The organism is Enterococcus faecalis (assembly GCF_029024925.1).
GTDB classification, from domain to species: domain Bacteria; phylum Bacillota; class Bacilli; order Lactobacillales; family Enterococcaceae; genus Enterococcus; species Enterococcus faecalis.
In genome coordinates this window covers 2,638,638-2,664,769 of sequence record NZ_CP118962.1, presented here as the reverse complement: position 1 = coordinate 2,664,769, position 26,132 = coordinate 2,638,638, and the positions used below count along the sequence as shown (strand labels likewise).

At 38.1% G+C, this 26,132-nt stretch carries 22 protein-coding genes; 21 read left to right on the top strand and 1 reads right to left on the bottom strand.

Going from position 1 to position 26,132, the window contains the following annotated elements; all coding sequences use genetic code 11:
* Window positions 1-21 precede the first annotated feature (21 nt).
* Together rpe and PYW42_RS13165 are read left to right on the top strand one after the other, a co-directional pair.
* Complete coding sequence (gene rpe, locus PYW42_RS13170; RefSeq protein WP_002354925.1) at window positions 22-675, top strand: ribulose-phosphate 3-epimerase; 654 nt, start codon at window positions 22-24, stop codon at window positions 673-675.
* Window positions 672-1,316, top strand: a complete 645-nt coding sequence (locus PYW42_RS13165; RefSeq protein ID WP_002361010.1) for a thiamine diphosphokinase — start codon at window positions 672-674, stop codon at window positions 1,314-1,316. The genes rpe and PYW42_RS13165 overlap by 4 nt, the downstream gene beginning before the upstream one ends.
* Window positions 1,317-1,418: 102 nt before the next feature.
* On the opposite strand, the gene rpmB is transcribed toward PYW42_RS13165, so the two are convergent.
* A complete protein-coding gene (gene rpmB, locus PYW42_RS13160) occupies window positions 1,419-1,607 on the bottom strand; it encodes a 50S ribosomal protein L28 (RefSeq protein WP_002354928.1) in 189 nt (62 codons plus the stop codon).
* A 266-nt stretch (window positions 1,608-1,873) separates the two neighbouring features.
* Between rpmB and PYW42_RS13155 the strand changes: the two genes are divergently transcribed.
* The 19 genes from PYW42_RS13155 (at window position 1,874) to ftsY (ending at window position 26,096) form a co-directional block, all read left to right on the top strand.
* Window positions 1,874-2,782, top strand: coding sequence for an ABC transporter ATP-binding protein (locus PYW42_RS13155; RefSeq protein ID WP_002411268.1), 909 nt, complete (start codon window positions 1,874-1,876; stop codon window positions 2,780-2,782).
* On the top strand, window positions 2,775-4,016 hold the full coding sequence (locus PYW42_RS13150; RefSeq protein ID WP_002411269.1) for an ABC transporter permease: 1,242 nt from the start codon (window positions 2,775-2,777) through the stop codon (window positions 4,014-4,016). Before PYW42_RS13155 ends, PYW42_RS13150 begins: the two co-directional genes overlap by 8 nt.
* A 383-nt stretch (window positions 4,017-4,399) precedes the next feature.
* Window positions 4,400-5,359 (top strand): IS30-like element IS1062 family transposase, encoded by a 960-nt coding sequence (locus tag PYW42_RS13145; protein ID WP_010709049.1) that lies wholly within the window; start codon window positions 4,400-4,402, stop codon window positions 5,357-5,359.
* Between the two features lie 73 nt (window positions 5,360-5,432).
* A complete protein-coding gene (locus PYW42_RS13140) occupies window positions 5,433-6,638 on the top strand; it encodes a sensor histidine kinase (RefSeq protein WP_002389402.1) in 1,206 nt (401 codons plus the stop codon).
* A gap of 1 nt (window position 6,639) precedes the next feature.
* Complete coding sequence (locus tag PYW42_RS13135) at window positions 6,640-7,359, top strand: LytR/AlgR family response regulator transcription factor (RefSeq protein ID WP_002388606.1); 720 nt, start codon at window positions 6,640-6,642, stop codon at window positions 7,357-7,359.
* 211 nt (window positions 7,360-7,570) lie between these two features.
* Window positions 7,571-7,933, top strand: coding sequence for an Asp23/Gls24 family envelope stress response protein (locus PYW42_RS13130; RefSeq protein ID WP_002354933.1), 363 nt, complete (start codon window positions 7,571-7,573; stop codon window positions 7,931-7,933).
* Window positions 7,934-8,015: 82 nt separating this feature from the next.
* Complete coding sequence (locus PYW42_RS13125; RefSeq protein WP_002359050.1) at window positions 8,016-9,692, top strand: DAK2 domain-containing protein; 1,677 nt, start codon at window positions 8,016-8,018, stop codon at window positions 9,690-9,692.
* Window positions 9,693-9,807: 115 nt separating this feature from the next.
* A complete protein-coding gene (gene recG / locus PYW42_RS13120; protein WP_002359051.1) occupies window positions 9,808-11,844 on the top strand; it encodes an ATP-dependent DNA helicase RecG in 2,037 nt (678 codons plus the stop codon).
* Window positions 11,845-11,946: 102 nt separating this feature from the next.
* Window positions 11,947-12,948, top strand: coding sequence for a phosphate acyltransferase PlsX (gene plsX / locus PYW42_RS13115; RefSeq protein ID WP_002389456.1), 1,002 nt, complete (start codon window positions 11,947-11,949; stop codon window positions 12,946-12,948).
* Between the two features lie 136 nt (window positions 12,949-13,084).
* Complete coding sequence (gene acpP / locus PYW42_RS13110; RefSeq protein WP_002354939.1) at window positions 13,085-13,324, top strand: acyl carrier protein; 240 nt, start codon at window positions 13,085-13,087, stop codon at window positions 13,322-13,324.
* A gap of 263 nt (window positions 13,325-13,587) precedes the next feature.
* Window positions 13,588-14,628, top strand: coding sequence for an oligopeptide ABC transporter ATP-binding protein Opp2D (gene opp2D / locus PYW42_RS13105; protein ID WP_002367425.1), 1,041 nt, complete (start codon window positions 13,588-13,590; stop codon window positions 14,626-14,628).
* Entirely contained in the window at window positions 14,628-15,572 is a 945-nt protein-coding gene (gene opp2F / locus PYW42_RS13100; RefSeq protein WP_002354942.1) for an oligopeptide ABC transporter ATP-binding protein Opp2F, read from the top strand. The genes opp2D and opp2F overlap by 1 nt, the downstream gene beginning before the upstream one ends.
* Window positions 15,572-16,534 carry an oligopeptide ABC transporter permease Opp2B gene (gene opp2B / locus PYW42_RS13095; RefSeq protein WP_002354943.1) on the top strand — a complete coding sequence of 321 codons (963 nt, stop codon included), beginning with the start codon at window positions 15,572-15,574 and terminating at the stop codon, window positions 16,532-16,534. Before opp2F ends, opp2B begins: the two co-directional genes overlap by 1 nt.
* Window positions 16,535-16,561: 27 nt before the next feature.
* Window positions 16,562-17,485 carry an oligopeptide ABC transporter permease Opp2C gene (opp2C, locus tag PYW42_RS13090; protein ID WP_002365358.1) on the top strand — a complete coding sequence of 308 codons (924 nt, stop codon included), beginning with the start codon at window positions 16,562-16,564 and terminating at the stop codon, window positions 17,483-17,485.
* Between the two features lie 28 nt (window positions 17,486-17,513).
* Window positions 17,514-19,292 carry an oligopeptide ABC transporter substrate-binding protein Opp2A gene (gene opp2A, locus PYW42_RS13085; RefSeq protein ID WP_002389449.1) on the top strand — a complete coding sequence of 593 codons (1,779 nt, stop codon included), beginning with the start codon at window positions 17,514-17,516 and terminating at the stop codon, window positions 19,290-19,292.
* Between the two features lie 329 nt (window positions 19,293-19,621).
* Entirely contained in the window at window positions 19,622-20,314 is a 693-nt protein-coding gene (rnc, locus tag PYW42_RS13080) for a ribonuclease III (RefSeq protein ID WP_002354946.1), read from the top strand.
* Between the two features lie 20 nt (window positions 20,315-20,334).
* Window positions 20,335-23,913: a chromosome segregation protein SMC gene (gene smc / locus PYW42_RS13075; protein WP_002389495.1), complete on the top strand. Its 3,579-nt coding sequence runs from the start codon at window positions 20,335-20,337 to the stop codon at window positions 23,911-23,913.
* 24 nt (window positions 23,914-23,937) lie between these two features.
* Complete coding sequence (locus tag PYW42_RS13070; protein ID WP_002354948.1) at window positions 23,938-24,765, top strand: Cof-type HAD-IIB family hydrolase; 828 nt, start codon at window positions 23,938-23,940, stop codon at window positions 24,763-24,765.
* Window positions 24,766-24,767: 2 nt separating this feature from the next.
* Entirely contained in the window at window positions 24,768-26,096 is a 1,329-nt protein-coding gene (ftsY, locus tag PYW42_RS13065) for a signal recognition particle-docking protein FtsY (protein ID WP_002385216.1), read from the top strand.
* The last annotated feature ends 36 nt before the right edge of the window (window positions 26,097-26,132 follow it).

Here is a 26,132-nt window from a genome sequence, read left to right as displayed (position 1 = left end):
AATATAAAGGGAGCGAGCCAAATGAAACTAGCACCATCCATTTTAAGTGCCGATTTTGCCAATTTAGAAAGAGATATCCGTTTAGTAGAAGAATTAGGAGCAGATTATATTCATGTTGATGTCATGGACGGTCAATTTGTGCCCAACATTACCTTAGGACCGAATATCGTTTCAGCGATTCGTCCAGTGACAAAACTACCATTGGATGTTCATTTGATGATTGTACAACCTGAAAATTATATCAATGCCTTTGCGGAAGCCGGTGCGGATATTATTACCGTCCATCAAGAAGCAACACCCCATATTCATCGTGCCTTACAAATGATTAAAAATGCGGGTGTGAAAGCTGGCGTAACCATCAATCCTGGGACACCACTTTCGATGATCGAAAATGTATTAGATTTGGCAGATCAAGTCTTGGTAATGACTGTCAATCCAGGCTTTGGCGGACAATCATTTATTGAAAACTCACTAGAAAAAATTGCTCAATTAAAAGAATGGAAAGAAACAAAAGGATACACCTATGAAATTGAAGTCGATGGCGGGATTGTTCCTGAAACTGCCGCACGCTGCAAAGAAGCCGGTGCGGAAGTGTTTGTTGCAGGCTCCTACATTTATAATGCTGAAAATCCTCAAGAACGAATCGATGCACTGAGAGCAGTGCTAGACAAATGAGTCGTGTCTTACTGGTAGCTGGGGGCAATCCAAGTGATTGGCCAACCATTGAACCAGCTACGTATGATTATTTCGTAGGTATTGATCGCGGCTGTCTCCATTTATTAGAGGCCGATTTACCGTTACAATTAGCGGTGGGCGATTTTGATTCATTATCACGAGAAGAATACCATTTTGTCCAAGAAACTGCCGAAACACTCATTCAAGCACCTGCTGAAAAAGATGATACAGATACACAATTAGCGCTTCAAGAAGCTTTACAACGATTTCCACAAGCAGAGATGACGATTATCGGTGCGACAGGGGGCAGAATTGACCACCTGTTAGCCAATCTTTGGTTACCCTTTGAACCACGATTTCAAGGCGTACTTCGCCAAATCCGTCTATGCGATCGTCAAAATAGCATCCAGTATTACGCCCCTGGTTCGTATATCGTACCAAAAGAGCCAGATAAAGAATATCTGGCATACTGCTGTTTGACGCCTGTAGAAAACTTGACGCTACGACGCAGTAAATATTTATTAACCAATCAAGATGTTCCTTACCCAACATCGTATGCAAGTAATGAATTTATCGAAGAAGCCGCTGCTTTTTCCTTCGATGCAGGGATGATTGCAGTTATTCAAAGTAAAGACAAGTAAAAAGAAGTTGGACCTTCATCAAAGTGATGAAGGTCCAACTTCTTTTTTTTTGCAATAAAAAAAGCCGAACAACGAACGTCCAGCTTTGCTTATTTAAGTTTATTAAACACGTTCGATTTTACCAGATTTCAAAGCACGAGTTGACACCCAAACTTTTTTAGGTTTACCATCGATTAATACGCGAACTTTTTGTAAGTTAGGTTTCACAGTGCGTTTTGTTGAGTTCATCGCATGTGAACGGTTATTACCACTTGAAGTCTTACGACCAGTGAAGTAACATACTTTTGCCATTTTAAGTTTCCTCCTTTGCCTTGATCTTGGAGCGATAATATTCAGCTCATACTAACTTAATTTATCATATTAGGCACTGATTTGCAAGAATATTTTTAGTGACTAACAACAAAAGTAGCTTGTCAGGTGATAGTTTTTCATTGTCTGTTTTTAAATACTTAAGAAATCCATGCACAAACGTAAGACGATAAAGATGAAAATTTAAGAGTTCAAGAAAAAAATGTAGTGGTCCGTGTTTGATTAATATAATTAAAGTACTTAGATAAATGAAAAAGGAGGAAAATATGAGCTTAGAAATTAAAAAGTTGAAAAAGAAAATGAATGAGCAGGAAATTATTAAAGGAATCAATTTGACTATTCCAGAAGGCGAAATTTACGGCTTCTTAGGCGCAAACGGTGCAGGTAAAACTACTATTTTCCGCCATATTTTAGGCATCTACTCTCCTGATGAAGGGGAAATAACATGGCAGGGACGTAAAGTTGATCGCTTTGATGCTAAAGAGGTCGGTTATCTTCCAGAAGAGCGTGGCCTATATCCGAAAAGAACGGTGAGACAACAATTAACTTTCTTTGGGAAGCTCCGTAAAATGAAAAAGAAAGAAATTGAAAAAAGTATCCTCTTTTGGCTGGATTTTTTTAAGATACAAAAGAACGTAGATCGAAAAATTAGTGAATTGTCAAAAGGGAATCAACAAAAGATTCAATTTATTGCATCGATCATTCATGGACCCAAGCTTGTCATTTTGGATGAACCATTCTCTGGGCTAGACCCGATTAATGCGAATCAACTAAAAGAAGCAATTCTTTTTTTGAAGGAAAATAGTGCTACGATAATTTTCAGCTCTCATCAAATGGCAAACGTAGAAGAAATCTGTGAAAACATTTGTATGATGAAAAAGGGTGAGGTTCTTTTAGAAGGAAATTTAAAAGAAATCAAAGATGAAACGGATAAAAGAAAAGTGATTGTTCAGGCTGATTTTGACAGAGAAATATTAAAACAAGATTTTGAAATAGAATCGTATAAAGAAGAAAATGGTGTTATTTCTTTTTATGTAAAAGATGAATGTACTGCGAAGAAAATTCAAAAATTTATTTTTCAATCAGAAAATATTCAGCAATTCAGAATTGAGCCAATTTCGTTAAATGATATTTTTCTAGAAAGAGTGGGTGAGTAAAGTGAAAAATATAGTGACGATTGCTTTAGAAACATACAAACAAAAAGTCGTGTCAAAAGTGTTTGTTATTATACTGTTGGTTTTGATGGTAGGGACATTTTTGGGAATGAATTATGAAGGGATTCTAAAAAAAGAGGAACCAAGTAAAGAAACCATCCTTGTTGTTTCAAATAATCAAGAGACTGTTACTATGCTGAAAGAAGTTGGTAAAGGTACCAATCTGAACTTTGTTGACGGCGGTCAAAAGTTATCAGATGCTGAGAAAGAGCTGAAAGATAGAGCGAGTAAAACCATTTTGAAAATTGAAAAGAATAGCGCTGGTCTATACAAAGTAAAAATTTATTACGAAGGAGCTCTCCAATATAATGTGTCTGAACAATTACAAAGTCTTGTAACCACTGTAAATCAATCGATTAAATTAAATCAATTAAATATTGATGCGACGCAACAACAGTTTTTGAATGAAAGCACACGTTTATCCTTAGAATCTTTAGCTGGAAATCAAGATAATTCGGTTCAAACATTAATACTAGTTTATATTGTTGGCTTTATTCTCTACATTGCAGTTATGCTCTTTTCTACAATGGTTGCTCAAGACATTGCGGTGGAAAAGAGTTCAAGAGTTATGGAAATTTTACTCACAACAATTACACCAGTTCAGCATTTAATTGGTAAAATTGTTGGCATTGGGCTAGTTGGGGTAACGCAAGCAGCAGCAATTTTTGGGGCTGCGTATGCATCTTATGGAATTTTTGGAGATAGTACAGGAGTATTTGACTTTTTGAGTGAAGGCAAAAATAGTCAAGCAATCATCTTAGCTGTCATATGTTTCGTTTTAGGTTATTTGCTATATTCTGTTACGGCTGCTATTTTAGGTTCTGTTGTTTCCTCTGTTCAGGAAGTTCAACAGTTGATGTATATTTTGATTATTCCTTTATTTATTGCGATGTTTATGGTAATGATTCTTGCAACTGGATTAGGAAGTAACCAAGCGACTATCATTTCATCTTATATACCGTATCTATCACCGATAGTCATGTACGCACGTTATATGCTGGGGGATGCATCGTTAAATACTTTTGCAGTAGCGATGGGAATTAATCTGGTCTTTACTATGATTTTAGCGTTTCTAGGCAAAAGTGTTTATCAAGGGGGCGTATTTATTTATAGTGGAGATAAACTTATAAATGTTTTCAAAAAAGCGTTTAAATCTGGGAAATATTATGTTAGATGAGTATAAAAAATCTTGTCGCAACTCTCATGTATAAAACATTTATTTTGATAAATAAAAAAGTAATTGAAATTGTACACTCAGTATAGCGAGTGTACAATTTTTGTTTATAGCGTAATAGTCGGGCACCGAAATCTACTTTTTCTCAGTTTCACTTGTAAAGAAAGCTTGAATTGTCTTTTATTAGAGTATATACTTTTTTTATTAACTGAAATATAAGGAGGTTTTAATTTGGCGAGGTTTGTTTTTATTCTAAGTAATATCACGGCAGTGGTTCAAGTGTTCTTTAATTACGCCGATTGTAAAATTAAGCTAGACAAATAAAAAAGTCATTTGTGCTACACTCAAGATAGTTCCCGCAAAAGAATTATAAGGAGTGAAGACAAATGACCTATACCCATCTTACATCAAATGAACTTGCAATGATAGAGGCGTATTATAATAATCATCAATTTGTAGCCAAAACCGCAGTACTATTGAATAGATCTAGACAAACGATTCATAAAGTTTACCAATTTTTCAAAACAGGGCACAATGCTCTAGATTATTTCAATCAATACAAGAAGAATAAAACTCGCTGTGGCAGACGTCCTATTGTCTTATCAGATGAACAAACAGAATATATTCAAAAGAGGGTTGTTCAAGGTTGGACACCTGATGTGATTGTTGGCCGTGCAGAGTTTTCTATTTCTTGTTCTATGCGTACACTTTATCGTATGTTTAAACAAGGCGTATTTGAAGTGACTCACCTACCTATGAAAGGAAAACGTAAAGCCAACGGACACAAAGAAACTCGGGGAAAACAATCTTTTCGTCGATCACTTCGTGACAGAGGAAATGATTATTCTAAATTCAATCAAGAATTTGGCCACCTTGAAGGGGATACTATTGTAGGTAAAAAGCACAAAAGTGCTGTTATTACCCTCGTTGAGCGATTATCTAAAGTAATCATCACTCTTCAGCCAGAAGGCAGACGAGCTATAGATATTGAAAATCGTTTGAACCAATGGATGCAATCTGTACCTAAGCATCTATTCAAATCAATGACTTTTGATTGTGGAAAGGAATTTTCAAATTGGAAATCAATCAGTAATATCAATGATATTGATATCTATTTTGCAGATCCTGGTACACCATCACAAAGAGGTTTAAATGAAAACTCTAATGGTTTATTACGTAAAGATGGTTTACCAAAGCAAATGGACTTCAACGAAGTTGATGAATCTTTTATCCAATCTATTGCATCGAAAAGAAATAATATCCCTCGAAAATCATTAAACTATAAAACACCAATAGAAGTATTCTTGAGTCACATATGCAAAGAGGAATTGTCTAACTTAATTTGACAATTAATATTATCTAAAGTCAAAAGTAGTAAAGCTTAATAAAAAAATTACTTTACATAGTATTTTCGGATTGATGGTTATCGCAATTTTGAATGGCAAAATAATTTCTGCTATAGGAATGTATGGATTTGCTTGGATTTATTTGAGTATAATAATTTTAGGTTATTTTTTTATCTCTAAAAGCCTTATTAAAGTTTTAGGTATAAATTCTTATATCGTCATTATTTCAGCTATAAGTGGTCAGTTTGTATCCTTTATAAAGGAAAAAATATTTGGCACAGAACTAATTTTTTCAAGTAATTTAACCATGTTTTTACATAGTACATTTCGGCTAGCACTATCAGTAATTCTGACGATATTAATGATAAAGGGGATAAAAAAACTAGAAAAAAAGTTTTCTATTATCAATGAGTGTCTTCTGCTTTTTAATTTGATAGGAATCGGCACAATGATTATCTACTATACCAGCCTGATTTTAGGAAAATATTTGGGGAATAACAAGGAAATAATTGTAGTAAATTCAATCTTTCTCACGCTCTATTTAGTCGTTTCATTAATTTCTTTTATTGTGTATCTTAGTTCGCTCAAAAATAAATATGATATTCAACAGAAGGAAACAGAATATTTAGAAAATCAGAGATATATGGAGGCAATGGAGAAACAATTCAAGGAGATTCGGAAGTTTCGGCATGATTATAAAAATATCCTAAATTCATTAGAAGATTTTATTGTAAGTGGAGATTACGAGAGTCTTAATGACTATTATTTCAGTAAAATAAAGAAAGCATCAAAATGCATTGACCAAAATGGGTTCAAGTTAGAAGCGATTGGAAACATTCGAGTAAGAGAAGTTAAAAGTCTCCTTGTGTCTAAGTTGATTTCAACGCAAGAAAAAGGAATGGATGTACAGTTAGAAGTGACTGAACCAATTGAAGAATTAGCCATTGATTCAATTTCTTTGGTTAGAATACTAGGTGTTTTTTTAGATAACTCTATAGAAGAAATCGAATTTTTAGGTGAGGGTAAGCTTGTAATCGCTGTATATAAAGATGCCTCTGCTGTACATATTATTATCCAAAATTCATGTAGGAAAAATTTACCAAAATTCCATCTACTTAAGCAACGCGGTTTTTCATTAAAGGGCACTGATAGAGGAATGGGATTGAGTAATGTTCAAGAATTGCTTCAATCCCTAAATAATGTTCAACTAGCTACATCCATCAGTGATGGATGGTTTACTCAAAAATTGACGATTGAAAACAATAGGAGGTGCGAATAAGGTGATTTCTATTATTATTTGCGAAGATGATTGGCGACAACGACAAATGTTGGAAACCTATGTTAAAAATTACATAATGATGGAAAGTCTTGATATGGAACTGGTTTTTTCAACAGGAAATCCGTTAGAAGTACTTGAATTTGTCAAAAGTCAGTCTAGAATAATTGGGTTATATTTTCTAGATGTTGATTTACAACATGAAATGTCAGGATTAACCTTAGCAGCTAAAATCAGAGACTACGATAATTTAGGTAAAATCGTTTTTGTCACAACACATGGGGAACTGTCCTATCTGACGTTTACGTATAAAGTGGAAGCGCTGGACTATATCATTAAAGACAACAAAGAACATCTACAGCAGAAAATCTGTGAAAATATTCAATTGGCTCATGAACGTATAACTAGTGAACGTGGAGATACAAAAAAATTATTTAAATTTAAGGACGGCGATACCATTCGGTCTGTAGATATGACAACAATCATTTTTTTTGAATCTTCTTCCGTATCGCATAAAATTGTTTTACATCTTGAAAACGGAGAAATTGAATTTTATGGTTCCTTAAAGGAGATTGAAGAACAGTCTAATGACTTTTATCGTTGTCACAAATCATATTTAATCAACCGCAAGCATATAAGTAAAGTTATAAAAAGCGAACGGATTGTCGAAATGAGTAATGGAGAAAGATGTTTAGTCTCAGTGAGAGCCATGAAAAACCTCTAAAATCAGCAGACAAGATTCAATGAACCAAGTCGAATCTTGTCTTTTTCTGCATTGACAATGCACGACAAACGTTGTAAATTGTACAAATGTTGGTAATTATGAGGAAGGGTCTATAATATCTGACGAACTTCCTTTTAATTAAAGGCTGGATATGATAAAATGTTATGGAAGAAAATAGGGCGAATGTGCTCTTATAAGGAGGCTTTCATCAATGGCTGTAAAAATTCAAACACCCGCAGGTACCATTGAGATTACCAATGATGTGATCGCTACAGTAGTTGGCGGAGCTGCGACAGATATTTACGGAATTGTCGGAATGGCAAGCAAAAATCAAATTAAAGATAACTTAAACGATATTTTACGTCGTGAGAATTACTCACGTGGTGTCGTTGTTCGTCAAGAAGACAACGGAATCGCAGTGGATGTCTACACGATTGTTAGTTATGGTACAAAAATTTCTGAAGTTTCTCGTAACGTCCAAGAAAAAGTAAAATATAATCTTGAAACATTATTAGGTGTCACTGCGAATTCAGTTAACGTTTTTGTTCAAGGAGTTCGTGTATTACCGGATTAGAGGTAGTGTACTGTCAACGATGCAATTGCACAAGGAAGTCGTGTGTTGCCGTTAGCGGTAAATCTGAAGGAGGATTTTTTAGGTGAATGTAACAGAAATCAGCGCAGGTCAGTTCCAGGAAATGGTCCAGGCAGGTGCGACTCGTCTGCACACAAATGCAGAATATGTCAACTCATTAAACGTTTTCCCTGTACCCGATGGTGATACAGGAACAAATATGAACTTATCAATGACCAGTGGTGCAAAGGCTGTGGCCGATTCTCGCTCTGAAAAAGTAGGAGAATTAGCAGGTGCGTTATCCAAAGGGTTATTAATGGGTGCTCGTGGAAATTCTGGGGTTATTTTATCTCAATTATTCCGCGGCTTCTCAAAACAAATTCCTGAGGTTACAACATTAAATGCCAAAGACTTGGCCGCTGCATTTACACATGGTGTAGAAACAGCGTATAAAGCAGTGATGAAACCCGTTGAAGGAACAATCTTAACTGTTTCTCGTGAAGCGGCGCGTTCTGGCGAACGTAAAGCGAAAGAAACAGATGACTGTATCGAAGTTATGACAGCTGTTGTAGCAGGTGCTAAACGTGCCTTAGCGAAAACACCTGATTTATTACCTGTCCTAAAAGAAGTCGGCGTTGTAGATAGTGGGGGTCAAGGACTACTATTTATCTATGAAGGATTTTTAGAAGCGCTTAGTGGTGAATTTTTACCAACTGAAACGTATGAACCAAGTCCTGCCGAAATGGACGAAATGGTTAATGCTGAACATCACCGTGGTGTTAGTGGCCACGTTGCGACAGAAGACATTAAATTTGGCTATTGTACAGAAATTATGGTTCGTATCGGCGAAGGCCCAACCGTGGACAGCGCTTTTGATTATGAAACATTCAGAAACTACTTAAATGAACTAGGCGATTCTCTATTAGTCGTTAACGATGACGAAATTATCAAAGTTCACGTACACACTGAGCATCCAGGTGAAGTGATGAACTACGGCCAAAAATTTGGTTCGTTAGTAAAAATAAAAGTAGACAATATGCGTTTACAACATGAAACGTTAGTTGAACGCGATGCTCAGCAAGAAGCGTTGACTGAAAAAGTTCGCGTACCGTTTGCTGTGATTGCTATTGCAGCCGGTGAAGGCGTTCAAAAATTATTCCGAAGTTTAGGTGCAAGCTACATTATTAGTGGTGGCCAAACAATGAACCCAAGTACGGAAGATATTTTAAAAGCAGTCAAAGAAGTGAATGCAGAGCAAGTCATTATCTTACCAAATAACAAAAACATCTTTATGGCAGCTGATCAAGCAGCAGAAGTTGCCGATGTACCAGTAGCGGTTGTTCCATCTAAAACCATTTCTCAAGGAATGACAGCAATGTTAGCTTTCAATGATCAACAATCATTAGAAGAAAACAAAGCAAGTATGACGGAAATGTTAGACAGCGTTGTGAGTGGTCAAGTAACCACAGCTGTTCGTGACACAACCATTGATGACGTTGAAATTAAAAAAGATGACTTCTTAGGAATGATTGATGGTAAAATCGTCGTTTCTGAAGCAGATCGTTTTAATGCATCATTAGACACGTTGAACCGCATGATTGATGAAGACACTGAAATCGTGACAATTATTGTCGGCGAAGATGGTTCGGTTGAAGAAGCTGAAAAGCTAATCGCTATTTTAGTTTCTGAAAACGATGAATTAGAAACAGAACTTCATGAAGGTGGACAACCTGTGTATCCATACTTATTCTCAGCAGAATAGGTTTTCGTGATGAAAAAATAAAAACGAATAGGCTGGTTCATTAGTTAGGGCTAATGAACCAGCCTATTTAATGAATGATCCATTTTTTTGCGTATATTAATGAGGAGGGGATTTTATGGACATCACAGATTTAGTCAGCGTATTGCCCGGTGTTGGCCCAAAACGTGCTGAAAATTTACAAGAACTGGGGATTGCTACAATTGAAGACTTATTGACGTATTATCCCTTCCGCTACGATGATATCCAAGAAAAGGATTTAAGCGAGATTCAGGATCAGGAAAAAGTTACGCTAAAAGGGCTAGTGGTTTCGGAAGCAGTCGTTAGTCGGTACGGTTATAAGAAGAGCCGGTTAACGTTTCGAATGATGCAGGAACATGCGGTCATTAATGTTTCCTTCTTCAACCAACCTTTTTTAAAAGACAAAGTAGTTCTTTCCGAAGAAATTGCTGTTTATGGCAAATGGGATGCCAAGAGAAAATCATTAAATGGCATGAAAATCTTAGCTTCTAAAGGAGACAATGAAGATTTCGCCCCCATTTATCATGTGAATAAAAAAGTCCGACAAAGCACGTTGGTTCAGTTAATCCGCACTGCTTTTGAAGAGTATGGTTCACTGGTTGAAGAGATTTTACCGAATGATTTATTAGAAAAGTACCGCTTGATGCCTAGAAAAGAAGCAATGTGGGCGATGCATTTTCCCAGTAATCCAGAAGAAAGCCATCAAGCTAAACGACGAGTAGTCTTTGAAGAGTTTTTCCTTTTCCAACTTAAAATGCAAGGATTGAAGAAACAAGAAAAAGCGGAAAAAAATGGTTTAGCTATTCAATATGACGTGGATCGCTTAAAAACGTTCACCCAAGGACTGCCTTTTGAATTGACAGGCGCCCAAAAAAAAGTGACCAATGAAATTTGTCGAGACTTGCGAAGTCCGAAGCATATGCAACGATTGCTTCAAGGTGACGTGGGGAGTGGGAAAACGGTAGTGGCTGCGATTGCGCTATACGCCACCATGACCGCTGGCTTTCAAGGGGCGTTAATGGTTCCGACTGAAATTTTAGCGCAGCAACACATGGAAAGCTTACAGCAGTTGTTTGATCCATTAGAAGTGCGAACGGCCTTATTAACAGGTTCCACCAAAACGAAAGAACGTCGTCTAATTCTCGAAGAACTGGCCAATGGCGAGATTGACATTGTGGTAGGGACCCATGCTTTGATACAACAAGATGTCAGTTTCCATCAATTAGGTTTGGTAATCACCGATGAGCAACATCGTTTTGGTGTGAATCAGAGAAAAATATTAAGAGAAAAAGGCTTAAAACCAGATGTTCTATTTATGACGGCCACGCCGATTCCTCGAACGCTGGCCATTACAGCCTATGGCGAAATGGATGTATCAATCATTGATGAAATGCCAGCTGGACGGATTCCAATCGAAACACGTTGGATTCGGCCGCCGCAGTTAGATACTGTTTTAGAATGGATGGAAAAAGAACTGGCTCGAGGACATCAAGCCTATATTATTTGTCCATTGATTGAAGAATCAGAAGCCTTAGATGTGAAAAACGCAACAGAAATTTTTGAACATATGCAAAGCTTTTATTCCCCAAGATATCAAGTGGGATTACTACATGGTAAAATGAAAAACCAAGAAAAAGATGACATTATGCAGGAGTTCAAAGACAATCAGCTGCAATTATTGGTTTCTACCACCGTTATTGAAGTTGGCGTGAATGTACCAAATGCCACAGTGATGTTAATTATGGATGCGGACCGGTTTGGGTTAGCACAGTTACATCAGTTACGGGGCCGTGTGGGGCGTGGCTCCAGTGCATCTTATTGTATTTTAGTGGCCAATCCGAAAAATGAAATGGGCGTTGAGCGTATGAAAATCATGACAGAAACCACCAATGGTTTTGTCTTGAGTGAGCGTGATTTGGAACTTCGCGGACCTGGGGAAGTGTTCGGTGCACGGCAATCAGGAGTGCCTCAATTTGCGGTAGGAGATATCGTGACGGACTTTAACATTTTAGAAGTTGCGCGCCAAGAAGCAAGTGCCCTATGGCAAGTGAAAGAATGGTGGCAATATCCTGCTTATCAAGGCTTAGCCAATCGAGTGAAACCCCAAGATGAGGCGGCCCAATTTTTCGATTAGAAGAGGTAATTTTTGAAGCCAGAAAGTAAAAGCCAATGCGTATTTCTTTGAAAAAAATATGTTATACTTGTTAGGAAACAAAAAAGTAGGAGGGAATCACTCATGAAAATTGCTGTAGATGCAATGGGTGGAGATAACGCCCCACAAGCAATTGTTGAAGGGGTTATGCTAGCCAAACAAGACTTCCCAGACATTGAATTTCAATTATATGGAAAAGAAGCCGAAATAAAAAAATACATCACCGATGAAAAAAACATTACGATTATTCATACCAATGAAAAAATTGCTAGTGACGATGAGCCAGTTAAAGCAATCCGTCGTAAGAAAACGGCTTCCATGGTTTTAGCAGCGCAAGCAGTTAAAAATGGGGAAGCCGATGCGATTTTTTCTGCAGGCAACACCGGAGCGCTATTAGCAGCGGGTCTGTTCATTGTCGGCCGCATCAAAAATGTGGAACGTCCCGGTTTGATGTCAACTTTACCTGTCATGGGAGAACCAGACAAAGGGTTTGACATGTTAGATTTAGGAGCCAATGCAGACAATAAACCAGAACATTTGGTTCAGTATGCCGTTTTAGGTTCATTCTATGCTGAAAAAGTTCGGAACGTTCAGAATCCTCGTGTCGGTCTATTAAATAATGGAACTGAGGAAACAAAGGGCAGTGAATTAACGAAAAAAGCCTTCGAATTGTTAGCAGCAGATGAAACGATTAATTTTGTCGGAAACGTTGAAGCACGAGAATTATTAAATGGCGTAGCTGACGTGGTGGTGACAGATGGCTTCACAGGAAATGCCGTTTTAAAATCCATCGAAGGCACAGCTATGAACATGATGAGCTTGCTGAAAACAGCGATTCTTTCTGAAGGTGTCAAAGGAAAAATGGGCGCCTTATTATTAAAGAATGCGTTGCGTGGCATGAAAGACGAAATGGACTACTCAAAACATGGGGGAGCGGTTTTATTTGGCTTAAAAGCGCCAGTCATTAAAACGCATGGGGCCACGGGTCCTGATGCCGTCCGCTACACCATTCGTCAAATTCATACAATGTTAGAAACCCAAGTTGTCCCACAATTAGTGGAATATTATGAAGGCAAAGCAGAGTAATTTGCAATTGTCTTGACATCAGTTTGTTACTCAAATGAAAAAAAGATGGACAAATACCCAAATTGTGAGTACAATGTATCTTAGCGTTTTAGTAAAAGAAAGAACCTTTTTTCAAAAGCAGTGGAGGTGAATACAGTTGACTCGTGAAGAAGTACTTCAAAAAGTAGCGAAGATTATCTCAAACCACTTTGATATTGAAGCGGATCAAGTAACAGATCAATTAAACATTAAAGATGATTTGAACGCTGACTCAATTAGCGTAATGGAGTTTGTTTTAGAACTTGAAGATGAATTTGGAACAGAGATTTCAGATGAAGATGCAGAAAAAATTGAAACAGTTGGTGCCGCTGTAGATTATATTGTGAGTAATTCATAAAAAATAATAAGACAAAGTCGATTAACATTCCTGTTGATCGACTTTTTTTGCGTACATAATGGTTATTTTATTAAGCAATAAGGCTATTTTTACACATATTTTTGTAAAAAAAATCATACATGTAAAAAAATAACTGCGAAAAAAGTTATTTTATCTTGCTTTTTATGGAATAATTCTATAAAATTATGAAAAAACAATGAGCTGTAAATTAACATTGATAAAAATTAGAAAGTGCTATCATTAAATATTAGTTAATTTATATAATGTTTTTGAAAGGACGTAAGGGGTGCGTATGGATGCAAGGAAATGAACAATTACTAGAGGTTTCAGGATTAGAAACAGCATTTAGAATCAAAGATGATTATTATAATGCCGTCGATGATGTTTCATTTGAATTGAAGAAAAATGAGATTCTGGCAATCGTCGGAGAATCTGGTTGTGGAAAAAGTACCTTAGCAACAACGATTATGGGCTTACATGATCCCAATCATACCAAAATTACTGGGGAAATTTTATACAACAATTTAAACTTAACTACGTTTAATGAAACATTGTACAACAAAGTCAGAGGAAACGATATTGGGATGATTTTCCAAGATCCGTTGTCTGCACTGAATCCGCTCATGCGAATTGAAGACCAAATTAAAGAAAGTCTCACGTATCATACCAAAATGACCGCACAACAAAAACAAGCACGGGCCATTGAACTGTTAGATCAAGTGGGGATTCCCAACCCAGAGCGTGTCGGGAAACAGTATCCTCATGAATTGTCTGGCGGCATGCGTCAACGGGTGATTATCGCCATTGCAATCGCGTGTAAACCACCGATTTTAATTGCAGATGAACCAACAACGGCCTTAGACGTTACCATTCAGGCACAAATTCTCGATTTGTTAAAAGATTTACAAGAAGAAACAGGGAGTGGCATTATTTTAATTACCCATGACTTAGGTGTAGTTGCGGAAATGGCTGATCGTGTAGCGGTTATGTATGCGGGTCAGTTTGTAGAAGTAGCCACTGCTGAAGAATTGTTTAGTCATCCAAAACATCCATATACACGTTCCTTACTTCAGTCCATTCCCCAAGAGAATTCCGATGAAGAAGAACTTCATGTGATTGAAGGGATTGTTCCTTCGTTAACCAAATTACCTAGAAAAGGTTGTCGGTTTGCCCCACGAATTCCTTGGATTGATGCATCGGAACATGAAGAAAATCCAACATTACATGAAGTTGCACCGAATCATTATGTTCGTTGTACATGTTATAAACATTTTCATTTTAGAGACGGGGAAGGGGAAGCGTAATGACAGAAATTATTCAAATTAAAGATTTAAAAGTTCATTATCCAATTCGCAGCGGCTTCTTCAATCGAATCACTGATCATGTTTTGGCGGTTGATGGTGTGGATTTCATGATTGAACAAGGTAAAACGTATGGGTTAGTTGGTGAATCGGGTTCTGGAAAATCAACGACAGGAAAAGCAATTATTGGTTTAGAAAAAATTACAAATGGTGAAATTATTTATCAAGGACAAGATGTAACCAAGCCGCGAAGTCGAAAAGCGATCGGATACAACAAAGATGTCCAAATGATTTTCCAAGATTCGATGTCAAGTTTAAACCCTAAAAAACGAGTACTAGATATTATCGCCGAACCAATTCGAAATTTTGAACGGTTAAGTGACCAAGAAGAAAAGAAAAAAGTCAAAAGTTTGTTGGATATTGTGGGGATGCCAGAAGATGCGTTGTACAAATATCCTCATGAATTTTCTGGTGGACAACGCCAACGTTTAGGCGTCGCCCGAGCGGTGGCTACCAGCCCCAAATTAATTATTGCAGATGAACCTGTTTCAGCACTGGACTTATCTGTGCAAGCACAGGTATTGAATTTTATGAAAAACATTCAACAGGAATATGGGTTAAGTTACTTATTTATTTCCCATGATTTGGGCGTAGTTAAACATATGTGTGACAACATTGCCATTATGTACAAAGGCCGTTTTGTAGAAATCGGTACACGCCAAGATATTTACACTAATCCACAACACATTTATACCAAACGCTTACTTTCAGCAATTCCTAAAATTGACGTAGCGAACCGAGAAGCTCACAAAGAAGAACGAAGAAGAGTTGAGCAAGAGTATCGGGAAAATCATAAAGACTATTATGATGAAAATGGGCGGGTTTATAACTTACATGCGATTAGTCCAACCCACCAAGTAGCGTTAAAAAATGGAGGTGCTGAATAATGTGGAAAACAATTTTACGCCGTTTGTTATTGATGATTCCGCAAGTGATTATTTTAAGTGTCTTGATTTTCCTGTTGGCTAAAATGATGCCAGGTGATCCGTTTACAGGATTGATTAATCCGAACCAAGACCCGAAAGTGATTGAAGCCATGCGCGAAGCTGCCGGGTTAAATGATCCTTGGTACGAACAATATTTCCGTTGGATTGGCAATGCCTTACATGGAGATTTTGGGCATAGTTTTATCTTTAAATTACCTGTATCCACGCTCATTGCTGGTCGGGTAGGGAATACGATTGCATTGGCTGCTGTATCAGTCATAATCACGTATTTAATCGCCATTCCTTTCGGTTTAATTGCTGGCCGTTACCAAAATTCATGGTTTGACAAAATGGTGGTTATCTACAACTTCTTCAGTTTTGCCGTGCCATTATTCATCTTTGCCTTGATTATGCTCTTTATTTTTGGGTATCGCTTAGACTGGTTCCCAACGAGTGGAACCGTGACTGTTGGTTTGGCTGAGGGAACGTGGCCGTATTATTTAGATAAACTGAAGCATTTAATTTTACCAGGAGTCACTCAAGCGTTGCTAGGGACAGCGGTCACTATTCAATATTTGCGCAGTGAAGTGATTGATGTTAAAAACATGGACTTTGTTCGTACTGCTCGTTCAAAAGGAGTGCCAACGAATAAAATTTTTAATCGACACATTTTTAGAAATGCAGCATTACCAATTGCCTCTCAATTAGGTTATGAAATTACTGCTTTGATTGCCGGATCAGTCGTTATTGAAAAGATTTTTGCTTTCCCAGGAATTGGAAAATTATTTATTGATAGTATCATTCAACGTGACTATTCCGTTATTACCGCTCTCGTGTTGATTTTGGGATTGGCAACCCTTATCGGAACCTTAATTTCTGATATTGTAATGAGTATTGTTGATCCAAGAATTCGAATTCAGTAGAAAAAACACGAAGAAAGGGTGATAAAAATGGAATTGACAGAAGAAAAAAGAGAAGAAGTCTTACAAGAAAGTATTCCACCAATGGGCTTTCGGATGATTGCGCGAGAATTCGTCAAAGAAAAAATGGCGATGTTTTCTTTAATCCTTTTGGTCATTATCTTATTAGCCGTTTTTATCGGTTCGTTAGTGTTAGACCAAAGTGCCGTTATGCATGTAAGTATTTTAGATAAATATGCGGAACCAGGTACCGTTACAATGAATGGCACCAAGTTCATTTTAGGTGCCGATGAAGGGGGGCGTGATGTTTTAGGACAATTGATTATCGGGGCTAGGAACTCGATTTTAATCGGTTTTGCCATTACGATTATTACGTCTATTATCGGGGTCGGTTTAGGGATTATTTCCGGTTATTATGGAGGTATGATTGATAATATTTTGATGCGTATCGTGGATTTTATTATGATTTTGCCAATTATGTTAATTATTATTGTGTTCGTTTCCGTGATTCCTAAATATAGTATCTGGTCCTTTATTTGGATTATGTGTGCGTTTTATTGGGTTGGAAAAGCGCGGTTGTTCCGCAGTAAAACGTTATCTGAAGGGCGCCGAGATTACGTTAGTGCCTCTAAGACAATGGGAACAAGCGATTTTAAAATTATGTTTCGAGAAATTATGCCGAATTTAAGTTCATTAATTATTACGAACTTAACGATTAATTTTGCGGCCAATATCGGGATCGAAACAACGTTAACTTTCTTAGGCTTCGGGTTACCACAAAGTGTCCCAAGTTTAGGAACCTTAATTGGCTACGCCAGCAGTGGGGATGTATTAGTCAATAAACAATGGGTTTGGTTACCTGCATCAATTCTAATTTTAGTCTTGATGTTAAGTATAAACTATGTTGGACAAGCATTTAAGCGCTCAGCAGATGCACGACAACGATTAGGCTAATTAGCCAAAAAATGAGGGAGGAAAAGAGATGAACAAGAAACGGATTTTAGGTGCAATCACGTTAGCTTCTGTGTTAGTATTCGGGTTAGCTGCATGTGGTGGCGGCAATAAAGGCGGGGGCAATAAAGCAACGGAAACAGAAGACATTTCAAAAATGCCAATCGCTGTTAAAAATGATAAAAAAGCAATTGATGGCGGGACATTAGATGTCGCTGTAGTTATGGATACACAATTCCAAGGGTTATTCCAACGAGAATTTTCACAAGATGCGTATGATTCGACCTATATGGACCCTGCAGCACAATCGCTATTTAACAATGATGCGGACTTCAAAATCGTTGATGGCGGCGCTGCAAATTTGATATTAGACGAGGATGCCAACACAGCTACTATTAAATTACGGGATAATTTAAAATGGTCTGATGGTAAAGATGTGACAGCCGATGACGTGATTTTCTCTTATGAAGTCATTGGTCATAAAGACTATACAGGAATTCGTTATGACGATAACTTTACGAATATTGTTGGTATGGAAGACTATCATGCTGGTAAATCACCAACCATTTCTGGCATAGAAAAAATCAATGATAAAGAAGTTAAAATTTCTTATAAAGAAGTTCACCCAGGCATGCAACAATTAGGTGGAGGTATTTGGTCTTCTGCCTTACCGAAGCATACCTTTGAAGGTGTAAGTGTCAAAGAAATGGAGTCTAGTGATGGTGTTCGTAAAAATCCAGTCACTTTTGGACCGTACTATATGAGCAATATTGTAACAGGGGAATCTGTTGAATATTTACCAAATGAGTATTACTATGGTGGCAAACCTAAATTAGATAAATTAGTGTTCAAATCTGTTCCTTCTGCGAGCATTGTAGAAGCGATGAAAGCGAAGCAATATGATATGGCATTTTCAATGCCAACAGATACGTATCCAACTTACAAAGATACAGAAGGTTATCAAATCTTAGGACGTCCCGAACAAGCCTATACGTATATTGGCTTTAAAATGGGTACATTTGACAAAGAAACAAATACAGTGAAATACAATCCAAAAGCTAAAATGGCAGATAAAAGCTTACGTCAAGCCATGGGCTATGCAATTGACAATGATGCAGTTGGTCAAAAATTCTACAACGGTTTACGGACAAATGCGACAACGTTAATTCCACCAGTCTTCAAGAGCTTGCATGATAGCGAAGCGAAAGGCTATACGCTTGATTTAGACAAAGCGAAAAAATTATTAGATGATGCTGGTTATAAAGACGTAGACGGCGATGGCATTCGCGAAGACAAAGAAGGCAAACCACTAGAAATCAAGTTTGCTTCAATGTCAGGCGGCGAAACTGCACAACCACTTGCTGATTACTATGTCCAACAATGGAAAGAAATTGGCTTGAAGGTTACGTATACAACAGGACGCTTGATTGATTTCCAAGCTTTCTATGACAAATTGAAAAATGATGATCCAGAAGTGGACATTTATCAAGCGGCATGGAGTACCGGTTCAGATCCATCACCAACTGGTTTATATGGACCTAACTCAGCCTTTAACTACCCACGTTTTGAGTCAGAAGAAAATACTAAATTACTTGATGCGATTGATTCAAAAGCATCATTTGATGAAGAAAAACGTAAAAAAGCCTTCTATGATTGGCAAGAGTATGCCATTGATGAAGCATTTGTAATCCCAACGCTTTACAGAAATGAAGTCTTGCCTGTCAACGACCGTGTAGTTGACTTTACTTGGGCAGTTGATACGAAAGATAATCCATGGGCAACGGTGGGTGTCACTGCGGAAAAACGTTAAACAACGTTCCGCTGATTTAATAGAGATAGAACGAGGTCGGGACAGAAGTGTTTAACTCCGAGAAATAAGAAGGAGTTGCTTCTGTTCCCGCCGTTTATCAGTTTTTGAGCGTGGCGCAAAAATCCAAAGTGATTTTTGTCCCACGCTCTTTCTATCTCTTACGTAAACAAACGCTTTTATCTCAGTCGCAGCTCTATTTATTTATTTTTTTCTAAAAAATAATGAGAACACAGTGAATAACAGGCTTTTTCTGAATAGAACCATTTAAAAAAAGTGAAAAAAAAAGTATAATGAAACAAGGTGTAAATAAATGTAAAGGAATGTGGAGAATGGACAATCAGTTAACAACAGAGTTAAAAGAACGTTACGGCATTGTTTTCCATGATGTCAATCTATTAGAGCAAGCTTTTACTCATTCATCCTATGTGAATGAGCATCGCTATTTAAAATTATCCGATAATGAACGTCTTGAATTTTTAGGAGATGCAGTTTTAGAATTAATTGTTTCACAATATTTGTATTTAAAATTCCCAGAACTTCCAGAAGGAAAATTAACGAAGATGCGCGCAGCCATCGTTCGGGAAGATAGTTTAGCCAAATTTGCGAAAGAATGTCACTTCGACAACTACATTTTATTAGGTAAAGGAGAAGAAGCATCGGGCGGACGAACACGTGCATCATTATTATGTGACTTATTTGAAGCCTTTTTAGGTGCCCTCTACTTAGACCAAAAAGTTGGCGCAGCCAAGAAATTTATTGAAGACGTTATTTTTCCGAAAATTGATGCCGGTGCTTTTTCACATGAGATGGATCACAAAACACAATTACAAGAAGTTTTACAACGCAAAGGCGATGTTTCAATTGAATATCGCTTAATTAAAGAAGAAGGCCCTGCTCATGACCGCACCTTTTTCACTGAAGTTTACATGAATGGTGAACTCATTGGGTTAGGCCAAGGAAAATCGAAGAAGTTAGCTGAACAGGATGCCGCTGAGCGGGCACTGAAAAGTATTCCTCAGTAAGGCTGGAAGGAGCAATATTCGTGTATTTAAAACGAATTGAAATTACAGGATTTAAATCATTTGCAGATAAAACCATTATTGAATTTGAAGATGATGTGACAGCAGTGGTTGGTCCGAATGGAAGTGGGAAAAGTAATATCACGGAAGCCGTTCGTTGGGTATTAGGTGAACAATCTGCGAAAAACCTTCGCGGTGGCAAAATGAACGACATTATCTTTGCCGGTTCGGAAGGTCGTAAGCCGCTAAATATTGCGGAAGTTACCGTGACGTTAGACAACAGCGACCATTATTTAGCATTGGATTATAGTGAGATTAGTGTCACCCGTCGTTTAAAACGAACGGGCGAAAGTGACTTTTTTATTAATAAACAAGCGTGCCGTTTAAAAGATATTCAAGATTTATTTATGGATTCAGGGTTAGGCAAAGAATCTTTTTCAATTATTTCGCAAGGGAAAGTTGAAGCGATTTTTAATAGTAAACCTGAAGACCGTCGAGGGATTTTTGAAGAAGCAGCGGGCGTTTTAAAATACAAACAACGAAAGAAAAAAGCTGAACAAAAGCTTTTCGAAACCGAGGACAACTTAAGCCGTGTCCAAGATATCATTTACGAGTTGGAAGACCAATTAGTTCCTCTAGCCGCCCAAGCAGATGCGGCCAAAAAGTATTTAGCTTTGAAAGAAGAACTTACCGAAATTGATGTCAATTTAACTGTGACCGAAATTCAAGAAGCAAAAGCTATTTGGGAAACGAAAACGCAAGAATTAACAGCCATTGAAGAAAAGTTAGCTAGCGCAAGTAAACAAGTCCATGACCTAGAAGGCAAATTGGTACGTTTACGAAGCAAGCGCAATCGTTTAGATGAACAAATTGAAACGGAACAACAACAATTATTACAAGTGACAGAAGCGTTGAAACAAGCAGAAGGACAAAAAAATGTTTTAATTGAACGTTCCAAACACACCTCCCAAACGGCAAGCGAATACGAAGAGACGTTGGCAGAAACGGCCGAAAAAATTGTTCGTTATCGAGAAGAATTGCAGACGCTGGAAACAGCAATCGCAGAAAAAACGGCACAACGTCAGACGTTAAAAGAAGCATTGGCTTTGGCAACGAAAGATGTGGAAAAATATAGTAAGTCTTCTAAAGAATTAATGGAAGAATTGCGCAGTCAGTATGTGGAAGTCATGCAAGAACAAGCCAATACAGCCAATGACTTAAAATATTTAGAACGACAATATCAACAAGAAACAGCTAAAAATCAACAATCGCTAGCAAAACACGAAGCGCTAGAAGAACAGATGGTTGAAGCTCTTGCAATGAAAGAAACGCTAGAAAAAGAGCAAAAAGTCGCAAAACAAGGCTTACAAGAACAGCTGGAAGAATACACTGCGTTGAAAGCAACGCTTGAAGCCAAACGTGAACGATTAGCACAGCGTCAAAACGATATGTACCAAGCGATGAATCAAGTGCAACAAGCGAAGGCACGCCAAAAAAGTTTGCAAGAAATTCAAGAAAATTACGCTGGCTTCTATCAAGGCGTGAAAGCTGTATTGCGTCACAAAAACCAACTAACTGGGATTGTTGGCGCAGTGGCTGAGTTAATTGAAGTGCCTAAAGAATATACGTTGGCGATTGAAACGGCCTTAGGTGGTGCGGCGCAACATATTGTTGTGGAAAATGAGAAAGATGGTCGAGCAGGCATCACCTTCTTAAAACAACAACACAGTGGCCGAGCAACCTTTTTACCATTGACTACCATTAAGCCACGCTCTGTATCGGCGATGGTTCAGAATCGTTTGGCTGGTGCACCGGGCTTCGTGGGGATTGCCAGTGAATTAGTTCGTTATCCAGAACAAGTACAAACCGTTATTCAAAATCTCTTAGGCGTCACGATTTTAGCGGCAGATTTAACGAGTGCCAACCAGTTAGCAAAATTAGTCAATTACCAATATCGCGTTGTCTCATTGGAAGGCGATGTGATGAATCCTGGCGGTTCGATGACTGGGGGAGCCAATAAACGTGGCAACCAAGGAAGCCTATTTTCACAAGCGCAAGAACTTCAAACAATTACTGAACAAATGACTCAATTAGAAACACAACTAAGAAGTGTAGAACAAGAAGTCCAAGCACTCTCGCAAGAAGTGAAAACAGCCACGGAACGTGCAGAAATGTTGCGCTCTGCTGGTGAACAAAATCGCTTAAAACAACAAGAAATTGACAATAAATTAGCCAATCAAACAGAAACGATTACTCGTTTAACAAAAGAAAAACGTCTGTTTGAATATGAATCACGGGAATTGCATCAATTCTTAACCGAATATCAAACGAAAAAAGCCACATTGACAGAGCAACAAGCAAACTTAACGGCAACGAAAGAACGTTTAGATGCTGAAATGAAACAAGTGGAACAAGAAGCTAGCCAAATGGAAACCTTTAAAGCCCAAGCGCAAGAACGCTTGACGACAGTTCAAGCAGAACAAGCAGTAGCGGCGGAACAATGTGCCCATTTTGCTCGTCAAAAGCAAGACAAACAAGAACAATTGGACGAATTGTTGATTCGAGAAACGGCCATCCGTCAACAGCTACAACAATTAAGTAGCCATTCTAGCGATCACCAGTTAACCGAAGAAGGCTTAGCGGCACAAGTCGCTCAATTAGCGGAGAAACAAACAGCGTTGCAAACCTCTTTACAAACGGCACGTAGTCAACGACAAGCGTTGCAAGAAGAAGTAGACGAGTTAGATACAAAATTAGCGGAAGAAAACAAACGCCAACAACAGTATTTAGCAGATAAAACACAAATTGAAGTCCTAAAAAATCGTGCAGAAATGCAATTAGATAGCTCATTAAGTTACTTACAGGAAGAATACAGCTTAACCTTTGAAGCTGCCTATGAAGCGTATTTCCCAATCGATGATTTAGCGCAAGCACAGCAAACAGTGAAACGCCTAAAACAAGAAATTGAGCGGTTAGGACCTGTTAACTTAAGTGCCATCGAGCAATTTGAACAAGTCGATGAGCGCCATCAATTTTTAGTCAGTCAACGAGATGATTTATTAAATGCGAAAGAACAATTATTTGAAACCATGGATGAAATGGACCAAGAAGTGAAAGAACGGTTTAAAGAAGTCTTTGAAGCAATTCGTGGCCAGTTCAAAGTGGTATTTCCTAATATGTTTGGTGGCGGACGGGCAGAGCTGGTGCTAACCAACCCAGAGGATCTCTTGAATACAGGGATTGAGATTGAGGCGCAACCACCAGGGAAAAAATTACAACATTTAAGCTTGTTGTCTGGAGGCGAACGGGCATTAACGGCGATTGCATTACTCTTTTCAATTATTCGTGTTCGACCAGTTCCGTTCTGTATTTTAGATGAAGTAGAAGCAGCTTTAGATGAAGCCAACGTTGCTCGTTTTGGTCATTATTTAAGCGAATTTGAAGATGGCACACAGTTTATCGTGGTGACACATCGTAAAGGGACAATGGAAGCCGCAGATGTTTTATATGGCGTGACTATGCAAGAATCTGGGGTTTCAAAAATCGTTTCAGTTCGCTTGGAAGAGGTCAAAGAAGGTGGCGCAATTGAAAAAAGCAATTAGCCAGAAGCAAGGAGGAGCGAACGTTTGATAAAATTAGTTGCTATTGATTTAGATGGAACATTATTAAATAGCCAAAAAGAGATTTCTTTACGGAATAAACAAGCACTGATGGCTGCGAAACAAGCAGGCGTGAAAGTTGTTATCTGCACAGGTCGACCTTTGGCAGCTATTGGTCCTTACTTAGAAGAATTAGGTTTACAAGAGGAAGGCGATTATAGCATTACTTTTAACGGCGGATTGGTTCAAAAAAATGATACAGGGGCCATTATTGAGAAAACATTGATGCCCTTGGAAGCGATTCATGAGCTGTACCAATTAGCAACCACACTCAACATGCCGTTTGATGTCTTATCCGATGAGGTCGTGATGCAATTGCCTTCTGCACCTAATTATCCTTCAATTTATAGTTCTCTAAACAAATTATTAACCTTTGAGTCCTACAAATTAGAAGAGTTAACCCCGAATCGAATTTATAATAAAGTTGTTGTTGCGATTGATGAAGCGTATTTAAATGAACGCATCAAGGAAATTCCAGCCTCTTTTTATGAGCGTTTTGAAATTATTAAAACGCGAAATAACTTATTAGAATTTATGCCAAAAGGGATTACGAAAGCCTATGGTATTTCCTTGTTAGCCAAAGATTTAGGAATCCGTGCAGAAGAAATCATGACCCTAGGGGACGAAGAAAATGATTTACCGATGATCGAATACGCTGGCTTAGGTGTCGCCATGGCAAATGCGATTCCATTAGTTAAAGAAGCCGCAGATGTCGTTACAGACACGAATGACCAAGATGGCGTTGCCAAAGCGGTCGAAAAATATATTTTAACGCCGTTGGAAGGAGGCCAATAAGAATGGGATTTTTTGATAAAATTAAAAAAGCTTTTTCCGCTGAAAAAAAGGAAGAAGAAAAACAAGAGATAATTGAAGAAACAGTAGACGAAACACCTAGTGATGAATCAGCGCCTGCTGAATCAAAAGAAACCGCAGCAGAAGAGGCGCAAACAACGCCAGAAACGACAGCGGAAGAAGTCACAGAAACAGCCGATTTAACAGACAACGCTGAAATGGAAAAATTAGCTGGCGTAGAAGAAGCGTTAGAAGAAGAGCCAGAAGAAATCTTGACAGAGGAAACACAAGAAGTTGTTGTGGAAGCGCCTGAGGAAGAAAGTAGTGTCGTAACTCCGTTGGCAGAACCAACAGACACGCAGGTTTCAGAAGAAATTGAAGAGTCGAAAGAAGAACAAGTCCAAGAAAAATATGAAAAAGGTTTGGAAAAAACACGTAAGACATTTGGTCAACGGTTGAACGAATTGTTTGCTAATTTCCGGAGCGTTGATGAAGATTTCTTTGAAGAATTAGAAGAAACGTTAATTGGTGCAGACGTAGGCTTTGATACATCCTTAAAAATTACAGAAGCCTTGCGACAAGAAGTGAAACTGCGAAATGTGAAAAAACCAGCTCAAGTTCAAAATACCATCATTGAAAAAATGGTTGATTTGTATGAAGAAGCAGGAATTAATGAAAATAATGCGATTAACTTACAGCCAAATGGCTTAACCGTGATTTTATTTGTTGGTGTTAATGGAGTTGGTAAAACAACCAGCATTGGTAAATTAGCCCATCAATACAAGTTGGAAGGAAAGAAAGTTTTAATGGCCGCTGCCGATACGTTCCGAGCGGGCGCCATCGATCAATTAGTTGTTTGGGGTGAACGGGCTGGCGTTGAAGTTGTGCGTGGGAATGCTGGCGGCGATCCAGCAGCGGTCGTTTTCGATGCAGTGGAACGTGCCAAAGCAGAACAGGCCGATGTTTTGCTAGTGGATACAGCAGGTCGTTTACAAAATAAAGTCAACTTAATGAAAGAATTAGAAAAAATCAAACGAGTCATCCAACGAGAAATTCCAGATGCGCCTCACGAAGTTCTCTTAGTCGTGGACGCAACTACTGGGCAAAATGCGATGACACAAGCCAAACAGTTCAAAGAAACAACCGATGTCACTGGCTTAGTTTTAACCAAACTAGACGGAACAGCCAAAGGTGGTATTGTCATTGCTATTCGGAATGAATTACACTTGCCAGTGAAATTAGTTGGTCTAGGTGAAGGCATTAACGATTTAGAACCATTTAATGCCAACGATTTCGCAATGGGCTTATTTAAAGGCTTATTAAAAGATGTTTAGTTGTAGAAAATAACAGGTTTGGGAAGAACGTGGGAC

Excerpts from the sequence above, each read along its gene's own strand:
- rpe (WP_002354925.1), top strand. The coding sequence starts at position 22 with ATGAAACTAGCACCATCCATTTTAAGTGCCGATTTTGCCAATTTAGAA.
- PYW42_RS13165 (WP_002361010.1), top strand. The coding sequence starts at position 672 with ATGAGTCGTGTCTTACTGGTAGCTGGGGGCAATCCAAGTGATTGGCCA.
- rpmB (WP_002354928.1), bottom strand. The coding sequence starts at position 1,607 with ATGGCAAAAGTATGTTACTTCACTGGTCGTAAGACTTCAAGTGGTAAT.
- PYW42_RS13155 (WP_002411268.1), top strand. The coding sequence starts at position 1,874 with ATGAAAAAGGAGGAAAATATGAGCTTAGAAATTAAAAAGTTGAAAAAG.
- PYW42_RS13145 (WP_010709049.1), top strand. The coding sequence starts at position 4,400 with ATGACCTATACCCATCTTACATCAAATGAACTTGCAATGATAGAGGCG.
- PYW42_RS13140 (WP_002389402.1), top strand. The coding sequence starts at position 5,433 with ATGGTTATCGCAATTTTGAATGGCAAAATAATTTCTGCTATAGGAATG.
- PYW42_RS13130 (WP_002354933.1), top strand. The coding sequence starts at position 7,571 with ATGGCTGTAAAAATTCAAACACCCGCAGGTACCATTGAGATTACCAAT.
- recG (WP_002359051.1), top strand. The coding sequence starts at position 9,808 with ATGGACATCACAGATTTAGTCAGCGTATTGCCCGGTGTTGGCCCAAAA.
- plsX (WP_002389456.1), top strand. The coding sequence starts at position 11,947 with ATGAAAATTGCTGTAGATGCAATGGGTGGAGATAACGCCCCACAAGCA.
- opp2D (WP_002367425.1), top strand. The coding sequence starts at position 13,588 with ATGTTTTTGAAAGGACGTAAGGGGTGCGTATGGATGCAAGGAAATGAA.
- opp2F (WP_002354942.1), top strand. The coding sequence starts at position 14,628 with ATGACAGAAATTATTCAAATTAAAGATTTAAAAGTTCATTATCCAATT.
- opp2B (WP_002354943.1), top strand. The coding sequence starts at position 15,572 with ATGTGGAAAACAATTTTACGCCGTTTGTTATTGATGATTCCGCAAGTG.
- opp2C (WP_002365358.1), top strand. The coding sequence starts at position 16,562 with ATGGAATTGACAGAAGAAAAAAGAGAAGAAGTCTTACAAGAAAGTATT.
- opp2A (WP_002389449.1), top strand. The coding sequence starts at position 17,514 with ATGAACAAGAAACGGATTTTAGGTGCAATCACGTTAGCTTCTGTGTTA.
- rnc (WP_002354946.1), top strand. The coding sequence starts at position 19,622 with ATGGACAATCAGTTAACAACAGAGTTAAAAGAACGTTACGGCATTGTT.
- ftsY (WP_002385216.1), top strand. The coding sequence starts at position 24,768 with ATGGGATTTTTTGATAAAATTAAAAAAGCTTTTTCCGCTGAAAAAAAG.